The sequence below is a fragment of the Bacillus aerolatus genome, assembly GCF_009183655.1.
In the GTDB taxonomy this organism is placed as follows: Bacteria; Bacillota; Bacilli; order Bacillales; family Domibacillaceae; genus Pseudobacillus; species Pseudobacillus aerolatus.
Genome location: NZ_WEIO01000019.1, coordinates 1 through 13,389 on the forward strand (window position 1 = coordinate 1; position 13,389 = coordinate 13,389).

10 protein-coding genes, 1 rRNA gene and 1 pseudogene are annotated in these 13,389 nt (G+C 40.1%); 1 reads left to right on the plus strand and 11 read right to left on the minus strand.

The window, feature by feature from the left end; translation table 11 throughout:
• Positions 1 to 116, minus strand: a 16S ribosomal RNA gene (locus tag F9802_RS18815); the annotation flags it as partial.
• A gap of 527 nt (positions 117 to 643) precedes the next feature.
• Here F9802_RS18815 and F9802_RS18820 point away from each other — a divergent pair.
• Complete coding sequence (locus tag F9802_RS18820) at positions 644 to 1,354, plus strand: HAD family hydrolase (RefSeq protein WP_191992048.1); 711 nt, start codon at positions 644 to 646, stop codon at positions 1,352 to 1,354.
• 282 nt (positions 1,355 to 1,636) lie between these two features.
• Here the strand turns inward: F9802_RS18820 and F9802_RS18825 are convergent, their stop codons facing one another.
• The 10 genes and pseudogenes from F9802_RS18825 to F9802_RS18870 all read right to left on the minus strand — a co-directional run.
• Positions 1,637 to 3,064 carry an MDR family MFS transporter gene (locus tag F9802_RS18825; RefSeq protein ID WP_152154649.1) on the minus strand — a complete coding sequence of 476 codons (1,428 nt, stop codon included), beginning with the start codon at positions 3,062 to 3,064 and terminating at the stop codon, positions 1,637 to 1,639.
• Between the two features lie 438 nt (positions 3,065 to 3,502).
• Complete coding sequence (locus F9802_RS18830; protein WP_152154650.1) at positions 3,503 to 4,225, minus strand: EcsC family protein; 723 nt, start codon at positions 4,223 to 4,225, stop codon at positions 3,503 to 3,505.
• 364 nt (positions 4,226 to 4,589) lie between these two features.
• On the minus strand, positions 4,590 to 6,449 hold the full coding sequence (locus F9802_RS18835) for an ABC transporter ATP-binding protein (protein ID WP_152154651.1): 1,860 nt from the start codon (positions 6,447 to 6,449) through the stop codon (positions 4,590 to 4,592).
• Positions 6,446 to 8,170, minus strand: a complete 1,725-nt coding sequence (locus tag F9802_RS18840; protein ID WP_152154652.1) for an ABC transporter ATP-binding protein — start codon at positions 8,168 to 8,170, stop codon at positions 6,446 to 6,448. Before F9802_RS18840 ends, F9802_RS18835 begins: the two co-directional genes overlap by 4 nt.
• Positions 8,167 to 8,649 carry a MarR family winged helix-turn-helix transcriptional regulator gene (locus F9802_RS18845; RefSeq protein ID WP_152154653.1) on the minus strand — a complete coding sequence of 161 codons (483 nt, stop codon included), beginning with the start codon at positions 8,647 to 8,649 and terminating at the stop codon, positions 8,167 to 8,169. Before F9802_RS18845 ends, F9802_RS18840 begins: the two co-directional genes overlap by 4 nt.
• A 233-nt stretch (positions 8,650 to 8,882) precedes the next feature.
• Complete coding sequence (locus F9802_RS18850; RefSeq protein WP_152154654.1) at positions 8,883 to 9,713, minus strand: undecaprenyl-diphosphate phosphatase; 831 nt, start codon at positions 9,711 to 9,713, stop codon at positions 8,883 to 8,885.
• Positions 9,714 to 9,725: 12 nt separating this feature from the next.
• The gene (locus tag F9802_RS18855; protein ID WP_152154655.1) at positions 9,726 to 10,337 is read right to left on the minus strand and encodes a DedA family protein; all 612 of its coding nucleotides are present in this window, start codon (positions 10,335 to 10,337) and stop codon (positions 9,726 to 9,728) included.
• Between the two features lie 202 nt (positions 10,338 to 10,539).
• Entirely contained in the window at positions 10,540 to 10,743 is a 204-nt protein-coding gene (locus tag F9802_RS18860) for a hypothetical protein (RefSeq protein ID WP_152154656.1), read from the minus strand.
• Positions 10,744 to 10,882: 139 nt separating this feature from the next.
• On the minus strand, positions 10,883 to 12,241 hold the full coding sequence (gene brnQ / locus F9802_RS18865) for a branched-chain amino acid transport system II carrier protein (RefSeq protein ID WP_152154657.1): 1,359 nt from the start codon (positions 12,239 to 12,241) through the stop codon (positions 10,883 to 10,885).
• Between the two features lie 419 nt (positions 12,242 to 12,660).
• Positions 12,661 to 13,164 (minus strand): annotated as a pseudogene (locus tag F9802_RS18870) (MFS transporter); the annotation flags it as partial.
• Between the last annotated feature and the right edge of the window lie 225 nt (positions 13,165 to 13,389).

The window sequence follows — 13,389 nt, forward strand, 5'->3', positions numbered from 1 at the left end:
CTCACCCGTCCGCCGCTAACTTGAACTGGAGCAAGCTCCAGTCAAGTCCGCTCGACTTGCATGTATTAGGCACGCCGCCAGCGTTCGTCCTGAGCCAGGATCAAACTCTCCAAAAAGATGTTTGCATAGCTCATGTTTTAAAAATTAGAATTAACTTACTGGCATGTATTTTGTTCAGTTTTCAAAGATCAATTTTTGTCGACTGTCGTTAACAGCGACTTATATATCATATCATTTCACCTTAACGAAAGTCAACCGTTTTTCAAAAAAGTTTTTCCAAAACCGCTGTTATCAACGGCAGATAACTAATGTAACACACTCTAAAGTATAAAGTCAATAAGGTTTACAAGAAATTCATTTCTTAAAATCTAATATCATTTTAGAAGATTTTCTTGTTTAACAAAGCGGCATATCATATTTTCAACACAGCTAAAGAACCAGTACGCTGAAGTACCTTCCCCTGGCAGGTATCCTGATATTTCAGAAACGAGAGAACCGATTCCCGGATGGCTTTTTTAGCGGCCTAGAATCACAACTCAAAAAGCTCTAGGTTATTCAATTAATGGGGTAGTTTATTTGAACAAGGGGATTGAAACAGTTCATTCATTATTGTACGTTTGTTGAAGAATAGAAGTTACTATCCATGTCTATTCCAAGGGAAAAGTGTTACCTTCTAATAAGTAAAAAGGAGGGAATTTTTTTGATTAAAGCTGTTATTTTCGACTTTGATGGTTTAATTTTAGACACAGAGACGGCCTGGTATGAGGCTTACAAAGAAACGATGGGTTTTTATAAATCCGATTTGCCCCTTGAACATTTTGTTAAATGTATCGGAACAGATGATACTGAACTTCATAAATTTTTCAAAGAACAACTGGGGGAAAGTTGTAGCATTGAAGAAATTGAAGCCAGAGCAAAAAGCATACATAAAGTAAAGATGAAAACATCCGAGGCACGTGAAGGTGTAAAGGATTATTTAGAAGAAGCAAAAAAAGTTGGATATAAAATTGCCCTTGCTTCAAGTTCCACAAAAGAGTGGGTCACTCATTATTTGGGTGAGCTCGGCCTGTTAAACTATTTTGAAGTGATTATTACAGGGGATACTGTTGATAAAGTAAAACCAGCGCCTGATTTGTATTTAAAGGCAATCGAAGTCTTAAACATTCATCCCACAGAAGCCGTAGCATTTGAAGATTCGTTAAATGGTCTGCAAGCGGCTCTAGCTGCTGGATTAAAGTGTGTAATCGTGCCAAACCCCGTGACTGAAGCTTTAGCTTTTGAAAATCACCATTTACGACTTAAATCTATGGTGGAGAAGAGCTTGACTGATGTTATAAAAATTATTGAGCAATAGAGTGTTCGAAAATAACCCCCGCCCTATTGTTTATATGATTTATGGTGAGTTTTCATAGTAAATCAGTATAGTTAGGATGGAACACCGTTCAACGAGTGGCTTTAGTAAAATAACTGGGGAGCCATTTTTACAGCTCTTTCGCATTTTTCAATATTCCGCAATCGGGCGCGCACGGTTATGAAATAACGAAAGCCCAATTTCTCATAATAACACTGGGAGATCGGGCTTCTAATAGCTAGGTATTTTCTCGAATGACTTCTTCAAGCGTGAACGGCTTCCTCTTTATTCTGTATCAAAATCCGGAGCAACGGCTTTTTTGATAAATAAAGCGATAAAGAAAGCAACTATACACAAACTTAATGCAAACCAATAAGCATGGTGAACACCGACAGTCATCGCTTCGTTCATTAATTGCTCTGTTACAGGAACTGATTGTTCTTCAATATGACTTTTACTGCCTTGAGTCATGATACTTACAAAGATCGAAACTCCGAGTGCCCCCGCAATAGGCTGCAATGTGTTCGAAATGGCTGTGCCATGCGGATATAAATGCTTTGGCAATTCATTTAACGCGTTCGTTTGAGCTGGCATCATGATCGCTGAGATGGATAGCATCAATACAATATAGACAATAATGAAAGACCATATCGGCATCGAAGGATTGATATTACTAAAGAAGATCATTACTCCAACTAACACGATCGTACCAGGGATGATTAATTTCCTAGGACCATACTTATCAAATAAAGTCCCCATCACTGGTGACATTAGGCCATTTAATAACGCGCCCGGCAACAGCAATAATCCAGCCACCTTTGCAGTATAACCGAGAGGTCCTTGTAAATACATTGGCATCACAATTTCAGAAGCAAACATTGCCATAATAACAATGACAAAAAGGCTGACTCCCCGTGCATAACTTTTATATTTAAATACACGAACATCTAACAAAGGTTCGTTTAACTTTAATTGACGCAGTGTAAATAAAAGCAGGCTGATGAGGCTGGTTAAGATAATAGAAATAATCGTTGCTGATAAAAACCCTTTTGGATTTTCCCCAGCACTGCTAAATCCATACACAATTCCCCCTATTCCAATTGAAGAAAGGACAATAGATAGAACATCTACTTTAGGACGTGTGATCTCACCAACATTTTGTAAATACTTTAACGCAAATAAAATTGAAAATAGTGTAAACGGAATAACAGATATGAATAACCAGCGCCAACCTAACAAGTCAACGATGACTCCTGACAAAGTAGGCCCCAGTGCTGGAGCAAACATAATCACTAATCCAAAAGTCCCCATAATTTTCCCGCGAACTTCCGGAGGATAAAGTAAGAGCAACGCATTCATTATAACGGGTATTAACAGCCCGGTACCGACAGCTTGTATCATGCGGCCAGTTAACAGCATAGGAAAATTTACTGCACAAGCAGCAATAATAGTCCCGATTAAAAAAACAGTCATGACACCAATAAACATTTGTCTTGTGGTGAACCATTGAATCAGTAAGGCAGATATAGGCATTAAAACGCCCATAACAAGCATAAATCCAGTTGCTAACCACTGGACAGTTGGCGCATCGACGTGAAATACAACCATTAATTTTGTTAAGGCAATATTAAGCAGCGTTTCGTTTAATATGGCAAAAAATGCACCAATCATGAAGGTAATTAATATCACTTTCGTATTTACTTTAGGTTTCATATATTCCTCCAAGTAATAGATTCATCCTTAATAAGTGGAACAAAACTTCATTATTAATTTTTCATAAAAACAAAAAACCTCCTATTCATTTTTATGAATAGGAGGCAATGGGTATAGAGCAAAAGAAATGTAAAAACCATCACCAAAGTTTCTTATTGTCTATATAAGCACATTACTAATCCTATTCAGAAAAGGCATCGTTAAAAAAGAAGGTTTTCTGAACAGGAAAAGGCTATACTGCACTCATCCATTTTTAGGGCTTGGCATTAGTAAAAAAGCACAGACTTATCCCGTTCAGAAAATCAGTTCGTAAATATTAACGAATGTTTTTTTCTCGCAACAGGATTATAAAATCATGTACTTTTTCCACCCTTCCGTTTTTTGTTATCTTTATTTAAACAAGTATTTCTTCATAAGTCAAATCTAGGAAACAAGCTATTAGTCAAGCCGAGGTGCTTTTAATAATCGTAATCGATACGTATTCATCGCTGTTTCTCCGAGATGATCGAGGAGATTATAGTTTGCATATGCCCCTACAACTGCTCCAATGCCTGGAATTAATTGAAACATTTTGACTAAATCAATATAGTTCCGATATTCCTGCTGGAACTCCCGCCAGTCCATATCGGCAAGTATCTTCGATTGTTCTTCCCAATTTTCAATAATATGCAACGCTTCCTTTCGTTTTTCATCACTTGAAAAAGCAAGCTGAAATACATGAAGAATGAATAAACGCTCCTCATATTCATTCGTATTAAACCCGTAAACAGCAGCCGCTTCAAATAAAAATTTCATTTTAATGGATAAAAGCAACGGAAAATCAGCAAGACCAAGCAAAATACCACCTGCACCTGTTCCTGCTCCTTCAATAACTGCCGTTTTTCGATAAGATGATAACTTTTCCTTAAGAAGCTCATCCCGTTCATACAGACTCATTCCAGCTGCTTGCTGTTTGTTAGTCGTTATATTTGAACCGACAAGCGTCGCCTTTACCATGCCTTTAATACTCTCTGTCATAATTTTATGGACTTTCTCCGGAATTAGCTCGTTTACTTTCGTTTGTGCTTTCTTCGATAGTTGATTGATTAGGCTTGACCGCTTGATTATTTTTTTCTGCCAAGCTTGCAGCTCATCATATACCTTCAGATTGTAATCAGTCATTTTCCTACCATCCTTCACCCTTTCATTATAGGGCTTTATTAATTATCATTAAGCATACAAAAAGATGTGTATCCGTTAACCTAACTGCAGCCTAATAACCGACTAAGGCTTAAGTCTGATTTTATTATTCTATCCTCTTCCACAAAAACACCTCCCGGATCTTCGAGAGATGCTTCTTTTTTACTTATTCACAATGTTATTATACGTATTAACCGTCAATATATAATATCCAAGCATTGTTCAATCTTACAACTTTGTCACGGCGATGCAAAAAATTTCTTTTCAAATACACTTTGTATACTGTGTGACTTTAATTTTAATAGGAAGAGGCTCGATTCCAGTTTGGAAACGAGCCTCTTTGTATTTATCCTGCTGCTTTTTCAGAGAACTGACTATTATAAAGATCTGCGTAAAAACCATTTTCCTTTAAGAGTTCTGAATGCGTGCCTTGCTCAATCACTTTTCCTTGGTCCATCACAAGAATCAAATCAGCATCCTTAATGGTTGAAAGACGATGAGCAATGACGAAGCTAGTCCGTCCTTCCATCAACCGGTTCATTGCCTGCTGGATAAAGACTTCGGTCCGCGTATCTACGCTTGACGTCGCTTCATCCAGGATCATGATTGGCGGATCTGCGAGGACAGCCCGCGCGATTGTCAGAAGCTGCTTTTGTCCTTGTGAGATGTTCGATGCTTCTTCGTTTAAAACTGTTTCATAACCGTCTGGCAGCGTTCGAATGAAATGATCAGCATGAGCCGTGCGGGCTGCTGCGAAAATTTCTTCATCTGTTGCGCCGCTTTTTCCATAAGCTAGATTGTCTTTAATCGTTCCATTAAAGAGCCAAGTGTCTTGAAGCACCATCCCAAAGTTCTTGCGAAGATCACTCCGGGACATATTCCGTACATCAAGGCCATCAATCTTAATCTTTCCGCCATTCAGTTCGTAAAAACGCATCAAGAGATTAATCATCGTCGTTTTTCCAGCACCGGTCGGTCCAACGATCGCGACCGTCTGTCCAGGCGAGACTTCGATGTTCATATCTTTAATTAACAAGTCTTCGCCATATCCGAAGTCTACATGTTCGAAAGTAACAGCACCTTGCGCTCTCGTTAAACTAGCTGTCGTTATTTCCTTCGTTTCTTCTTCTTCATCGAGCAGTTCAAAGACACGCTCAGCCGCTGCGACCGTTGACTGAATAATGTTTGCGATGTTGGCTGTTTGTGTGACTGGCTGTGTGAACTGCTTGGAGTAGGTGATAAATGCTTGAATATCACCTATTGAAATGGCGCGTTGTGTCACTAAAACCCCACCGACCACACTGATCAAGACATAGCTTAAATTCCCGATGAAGAACATCATTGGCATGATAATACCCGATATGAACTGAGCTTTGCGTCCCGCTTCATACAATTCTTCATTGACCATATCAAACTGATCACCAGCCTTTTTCTCATGTCCGAATGCTTTAACGACTTGATGGCCGGTATACATCTCTTCAATGTGTCCATTTAATTGGCCAAGTGTGCGCTGTTGATCAGCAAAGTGTTTTTGAGACCTTTTTAAAATGGGACGGATGACAAAAATTGAAATCGGTAAGCTGACAATTGAGATTAACGTCAGTATCGGACTGATTGAAAGCATCATAATGATAATCCCAAAAATCGTAACAATGGAAGTGATAAACTGAGTCAAACTTTGTTGAAGCGTGCTGCCGATCGTATCAATGTCATTTGTCACGCGGCTGAGTGTTTCTCCGTTCGAACGTCCATCGAAGTATTTAAGCGGAAGCTTCTCAAGCTTTTTATTGACGTCTTCCCGAAGGTCGTACACCGTTTTTTGGGCCACACTGGACATAATGTACTGTTGGATATAGTTGAACAGACTGCTGAAGACATACAGTCCGGCCAGCATGAGAAGGATCTGGCTGATTTTATCAAAGTTAATGGCGGCTCCCGGTATTCCTTGGAACTTCCCATATGCGCCTTCAAATAACTCTGTAATCGCCGTCCCCATGATTTTCGGGCCGACAATCATAAAAACCGTGCTCAAGATGGCAGCGAAGAAAACGGCAATCAATTGGTTGCGGCGCGGTTGTAAATAGGCTAAAAGACGTCTCAGCGTCCCCTTAAAATCTTTTGCTTTTTGTCCCATCATCATCATGTTGCCGCCGCCTGGACCATGCCCCATCGGCCCACCGCCTTGAGGTCTTTTTTGATTACTCATGCGATTTCCTCCTCTGAGAGCTGGGACTCGACGATTTCACGGTAGACGTCATTTGTCTTAAGCAACTCTTCGTGTGTGCCCATGCCTGCAATGTGTCCTTTGTCTAACACGATGATTCGGTCAGCGTCGATGACTGTACTTACACGCTGGGCAACGAGTAACACCGTTGCATCTTTTGTTTCCTCTTTCAGCGCGGCGCGAAGTTTAGCATCTGTCTTGAAATCAAGGGCAGAAAAGCTATCATCGAATATATAAAGATCTGGCTTTCGAATGAGGGCCCGCGCAATCGACAGCCGCTGTTTTTGTCCTCCCGATAAATTCGAGCCGCCTTGTTCGATTTCTGCATTATAACCGTCTTTCATTTTACTAATAAAGTCTTCCGCTTGCGCAACACGAGCCGCCTGTTCGACTTCATCTTGCGTTGCGTTTTGTTTTCCAAAACGAATGTTGTCAGCAATCGTACCTGTAAAGAGCGTGGCTTTTTGTGGCACGAAGCCAATTTTCGAACGGACTTCCTCTTGTGATGCCGCACGTATGTCCACACCATTGACGCGAATGGCTCCACTCGAAATGTCATAAAATCGGGGAATCAAATGGACGAGCGTTGATTTTCCTGAACCTGTTCCACCGATGATGGCGGTGACTTCACCGGGACGCGCCGTAAAACTAATATCTGATAATGCCGGTTCTTCTGCTCCCGGGTAACTGAACGTCACATGGTCAAATTCAAGCGTACCGCGTTCACGATCCGCCTTTGCTGTCCCTTCATCTTGAAATACCGGTTCCATATCAAGGACCTCATTAATCCGTTTTGCCGACACGGCAGCGCGCGGCACCATCACAAACATCATAGAAGCCATGACAAGCGCAAACATTATTTGCATCACATATTGGATAAACGCCATCAAGTCCCCAATCTGCATGCCGCCGTTATCGATGCGAATCCCGCCGAACCAGATAACACCGACAACCGTCAAATTCATGACGAGCATCATCACAGGCATCATGAACGCCATGATTTTATTTACTTTAATCGAGACATCTGTTAACTCTTTATTCGCTTGCTGAAGACGTACTTTCTCTTCGGTTTCACGATTAAAAGCACGAATAACACGAATCCCCGTTAGATTTTCCCGTAAGACAAGGTTCAGCCGGTCCAATCGTTTTTGCACCGTTTGAAAAAGAGGCACCCCTTTACGAACAATAAGCAGGATCGCCCCAATCAACACGGGCATAGCAATGACAATAACAAGTGATAATTTAGCATCCTTTGAAACAGCCATAATGATTCCGCCGACTAACATAATAGGTGCACTAATCACCATGCGAAGCATCATAATAACCACTTGCTGGACTTGTGTGATGTCATTAGTCGTCCGTGTAATGAGTGACGCAGTTCCCACTTCGTCAAATTCTTGCAGGGAAAACTTTTCAACGTGGTTAAAGACTTTCCGGCGCACATCGCGCCCTAGTCCCATCGCTGCTTTAGATGAATAATAGCTTGCTATAACGGAGGCAGCAGCGCCTAGTGCTGAAACTAATAACATCAATCCACCAATTTTCCAAATGTAAGGAGCATCTCCTACGACGACTCCTTTATCGATAATGTCCGCCATTAATGTAGGCAAAAAGAGGTCCGACATCGACTGAACAAACACAAGCACGAAAACCGCTAAAACAATCCACTTATAAACGGATAAGTTTTTCAGTAATTTAATCACTTTGTCCCCTCTCCTTGTCCTGCTCCTTGCGCTTCTAAATAAGCGGCAATTCGCTGATGCGTTTCAAGCAGCTCGTCACACTGCTTTTCAGTCAACGATTCAACTGCTGATCGGAACACTTGGTGAATGCTGCCTTCTTGCAAATGAATTGTTTTAATAAAAGCTTCTCCCTTTTCACTGAGCGACAACTGCATCTCCCGCCGGTTACCTTCCACTTGCTGGCGATTGAGCCAACCCGCCTGAACGAGTCCGTCAACTGCTTGGCTGAGTGTGCTTTTCGGAAGAAATGTTTTCTCTCCAAGACTCTTTTGCAACATTTCTTTATGAGGAGCAATGGTCATCAAAATGGAATATTGCGGAACGGATAAATCATTTTCTACTGCGGTTTTTTGAACGAATCGCATCAAATTCTTCTGCACGTTCCAAAATGAACGCAACAGTTGTGTTGAACGCATTAATTTTTGATTTTCACTCCCCATTTAAACATCACCATTCTTCTGATTTAAAACTGTTCAAAAATGAACAGTTCTTTTTTGATAAGTTTTGATTTTATGCCTTTTCTTTTGCATAGTCAAGCTGCATGAACTGGGTCAGGTAACAAAAAAATATCCATGTTATCTAGTAACATGGATAGGTAAGATTCATTTTTATTAATAAATTAAGTGCCCGACCCTTCGACATAGTTTAACAAAACCCGGGTGGTGACAGGTACCTAAAAGTAAACGATATAAATGACAATCACTAATACAATTCGGTAAATGGCAAATGGAACGAGTTTGATTTTGTTAATAAGTTTCAAGAAAAATCGGATGGATATTAACGCAAACACAAAAGCACTAATAAAGCCGACGATGAAAAACGGCATGGCATCGAGCGTAAAGTATTGCCAGTTTTTTAGTAATGATAGACCACTGGCTCCAGCCATGATTGGAACGGCCATTATAAAAGTAAAGTCGGCAGCTGCACGGTGGCTCATCCCTATTAAAACACCGCCAGATATAGTCGATCCAGATCTGGAGAATCCCGGCCAGAGAGAAAGACATTGAATAAACCCGACTGTCAGCGCTTGTTTATAAGTGATTTGGTCTACTGTTTCGACCTTTGGATTTTTAGAACCGAATAGATCAGCAACAATCATCAATATCGCCCCAACGACTAAGCCGACTAACACGGTTGTAATGGAAAATAAATGTTCATCAATATAATCCTCAAACAGCACGCCCAATATCCCGGCAGGAATCAATCCAACAATCACCTGGGACAACTTTAGCCGTTTTGATTGGTTGATCGCTTTTTTGTTCAATCTGCCAAGTCCAAGCAGATCAATAAAACGATCTTTAAAAACGACAACAACAGCTAAAATAGAACCGAGCTGAATGACAATTTTAAACGTATTTGCTACATATTTCGTTAAAAACTGTTCAGATTGCAGCCACATGTCATCCACAATTATCATATGCCCTGTTGATGAAACAGGCGCAAACTCTGTTAATCCTTCGACCATTCCCAATATAATCGCTTTTAAAAGCGTAATAAATTCCATCGTTTTAACTCCTTAATTTAAATTCCTTTTTTTAATGATAAATATACTCAGTGAAGCGACTAGTCCAAACCCGATCAATACATAAATAATATTTGAATAAATATCCATAAAGTGGACGATATCTTCCCACGATTCTCCAAATGCTGCACCAACCGAGACTAAAACAATGTTCCATATTAAAGTTCCAATTGTAGTAAACAGAAGAAAAACCCAAAACTTCATTCTTGACATGCCTGCTGGGACAGAAATCAGACTCCTAATTAACGGAATGATCCTACAAACGAGAACTGTCCAATAACCATATCTATCAAACCAGCGATTCGCCTTATAAATATCCTCCCTTTTCAATCGGAGAATATATCCCCACCGATCAACAATTTTCTCAAGTCTTTCTATGTCCAGCAGGTTACCAATCTTGTATAAGATAGCCGCACCTACTAGTGATCCAGCTGTAGCAGACAAGATAACACCTGTAACGGTTAGATTTGAAAAAGTAGTCATCATTCCCCCAAATGTAAGGATAACCTCAGATGGAATGGGCGGGAAGACATTTTCAAGCGCAATCATAATAAATATACCTGCATAACCAAATTGTTCAATAATATCCGTAATCCAATTTTGCATTGGTGCCTCCTAAGTTAAGCTAATTTAGATCAATGCTTTTTTCAAGTTCCGTAAATAATGGTAACGGATGAAGAAGAAATAAATGAGTTGTGCGATGAGGAAGCCAGCCCCAATTAGTAACGCAACGAACAACATCATTTTGAACATACTCATTTGATTATAGTGTAACGTGCCACTAACCGTCATGGCATATGAACTGCCTTTAGAAGGAATAAGTCCCGACAATCGTCATATCTATTACTGGCAACATCCGAAACATCAGCATCCGCATCGTCTCAGCCGCCGCTAAATAATAGCTTACAATAAGCAAAACAGCGGAAACAAGTGATAAAAAGACCGACACTTTTGGTTCTTTTTTCGGTTTTCCCCCTGCTTGAAATAAATCAATTAATTTATTAACCTCCACGAGAATAGTTGTGAATAAGGAAATACAAAGAGAAGAAGCAAAAAAGCATAAATGGTAAGTAACAAGGCTTTTACCGATAAAATGTAAAAGCCGGTTTCCTCTAAATAGGAGGAAACCGGCTTTAGCTTGTCGTCAAATTTTATTGTGCTTCAGCGGCAGTTAATCTTTGAACACGGACAATCGTTCCCGTAATCAGGATCACAACTAGAACCGGCAACAACCAGCCGAGCCCTTGGCTGTATAGCGGCAGTATTTGTTCATAAAATGACACAATCAATTCCATCCAGTTGAAATAGGCGATACCAAATGAATCACAAAACGTTTTAAGTCCGTCAATCGTACTAATCATCAATGCCACTACTGTCGCTGCCACATAGACAACACGTGAATGATTGAATAGCGGTGACAAAAACGTTAAGAGCATTAAGGTAATGGCAAGCGGGTAAAGGAACATTAAGACTGGGATTGAGTACATAATAATGTTCGATAATCCGAAGTTTGCGATGACGAATGAAAATACTGAAAAGAAAACAACAAACTTTTTATAACTTACTTTCGGCAATAAAGTGTGGAAGTATTCACCACAAGCCGTAATCAATCCGATACTTGTCGTTAAGCATGCGAGTGTGATAATAACTGATAGCATAATCGTTCCGAAGCTTCCGAAATAATAAGATGCTGCACTGTTAAGGACAAGCCCGCCTGTTTCAAAAATGCCGAATCTTTCTGTGCTTGTCGCACCTAAATAAGCGATTCCGACATAGATAATGGCAAGTAATGCAATCGCAACGGTGCCTGCCCTTACTGTTGCAGATAAAACTTCACGTTTGGACGTTACACCCATCGCACGGATTGCATTGATAACGATAATTCCGAACACGAGTGAAGCGAGCGCGTCCATTGTGTTATACCCTTCTAAAAAGCCTTTTACGAATGCGCCGCTTGTATATACTTCTTGTGGTGCTTCGATCGATCCCATCGGTTTGACAATTACCGTAATTAATAATACGAAGAGAAGAATAATCAGTGCAGGTGACAGGATTTTCCCGACCCGGTCAACAATTTTCGATGGGTTTAATGAAAGCCACATCGTAACACCAAAGAACACTAGTGTGAAAATCAACAACCCGAGTTGTGCAGACCCTTCACCTACAAACGGTGCGATACCAATATCATATGCAACTGTACCTGTACGTGGAGTGGCAAAAAATGGCCCAATCGTCAAGTAAAGAAGTGAAGTAAAAACGACTGCATAGACTGGATGGATCCGGCCTGCTAGTTCCTGGAGATTAGAGCTTCCTGAAAAACCCATCGCCAAAATTCCAATGAATGGCAACCCAACCCCTGTAATTAAAAAGCCAATCACTGCAGACCAAACGTTTGTACCGGCATTTTGACCAAGCTGCGCCGGAAAAATGAGATTTCCCGCTCCAAAAAAGAGAGCAAATAACATGACGCCTATTGCAGAATAAGCCGAAAATGATAATTTCGTCTTCATATAAAACCGTTCCTTCCTAAGATGTGAAGTCTATTTTCGCTCAATAAAGATCCTATGAGAAGTATGCAATATATCGCTAGAACTATCTTACTTCTATTATGTCTTAATTTCAATATATTATTGTAAAATATTTTGAAGATTTAAAATGAAAAAAAGCTCGTCTGCAAAACGAGCTTTTCAATCATCATTTATTGCCAATCCAGAGGATTTCCCTTCTAAAACAAGAAAATACTAGAAAACGGGAGATTATTATTTCACAGAAATAAACGCAGGACCACGTGATGAACGTTTCCTACGTTTTTTAAAATAGTATCTCCCTTTAGGAACGGATGATTAGCATCCTTCTTCCCCTAGTTCACCACAAGAATCAAATCGTCATCCTTATTTAACTTAGCGAAGACGGGACTACATACTAACCGCTATTCCGCCGAATCAAGAACCCCTGGCTTCGTTTCCATTTTCATATTGTATAATGGCAAAATGAATAACATACCAATAATAAACAAGATTGCCGCTGATTCAAATATAGCGACCAATGAAAACTGTTCTTTTAAGATCCCTGCAGCACTCATCGTTAACACCATCGAACCAGTAAACAATGGACTTAAAATACCATTTACCCTGCCAATGAATGCTCCTTCTGTTCTTTGCAAAATCATCGTGTTAATGCCGATTTGAATACAAGGCAGCATTAACCCATTAAAAAACTCAGCTGTTAGTGTAATCCAAAGGTTTGTTGATAATCCCATGACAGCCAGGCCAATAGCATTCACAAGCATTCCAAAGGCAAGCAGCTTTTGTGGAGCCACTGTTTTGGCAAAAACCATTACCCCTGCTCCGCCTATGATCATTCCAATGCCATTTACCATAAACAGCCATTGAAGATTTTCCTTTGGCAAGCCTAATTGTTCGGTTACAAGGAAAAAATAAAAATTGGAGCAAAGTTCCGTACCCATATTCCTATTTGTAAAAACAACCCAAAAATGACAATTGCCTGAAAAACACGGTTGCGAAATAAATTGTGTGACAAGGCAGCTCCATTCTTATTACTTGCCTCTTCTGAAAAGTTTTTTTCCAAAATAAAAAACCTCCTGCAAAATTTCTGGACAGGAGGCGGCACAATACAACATCAAAAAGCACAATACCCC

Excerpts from the sequence above, each read along its gene's own strand:
- F9802_RS18825 (WP_152154649.1), bottom strand. The coding sequence starts at position 3,064 with ATGAAACCTAAAGTAAATACGAAAGTGATATTAATTACCTTCATGATT.
- F9802_RS18830 (WP_152154650.1), bottom strand. The coding sequence starts at position 4,225 with ATGACTGATTACAATCTGAAGGTATATGATGAGCTGCAAGCTTGGCAG.
- F9802_RS18835 (WP_152154651.1), bottom strand. The coding sequence starts at position 6,449 with ATGAGTAATCAAAAAAGACCTCAAGGCGGTGGGCCGATGGGGCATGGT.
- brnQ (WP_152154657.1), bottom strand. The coding sequence starts at position 12,241 with ATGAAGACGAAATTATCATTTTCGGCTTATTCTGCAATAGGCGTCATG.
- F9802_RS18845 (WP_152154653.1), bottom strand. The coding sequence starts at position 8,649 with ATGGGGAGTGAAAATCAAAAATTAATGCGTTCAACACAACTGTTGCGT.
- F9802_RS18820 (WP_191992048.1), top strand. The coding sequence starts at position 644 with ATGTCTATTCCAAGGGAAAAGTGTTACCTTCTAATAAGTAAAAAGGAG.
- F9802_RS18850 (WP_152154654.1), bottom strand. The coding sequence starts at position 9,713 with ATGGAATTTATTACGCTTTTAAAAGCGATTATATTGGGAATGGTCGAA.
- F9802_RS18855 (WP_152154655.1), bottom strand. The coding sequence starts at position 10,337 with ATGCAAAATTGGATTACGGATATTATTGAACAATTTGGTTATGCAGGT.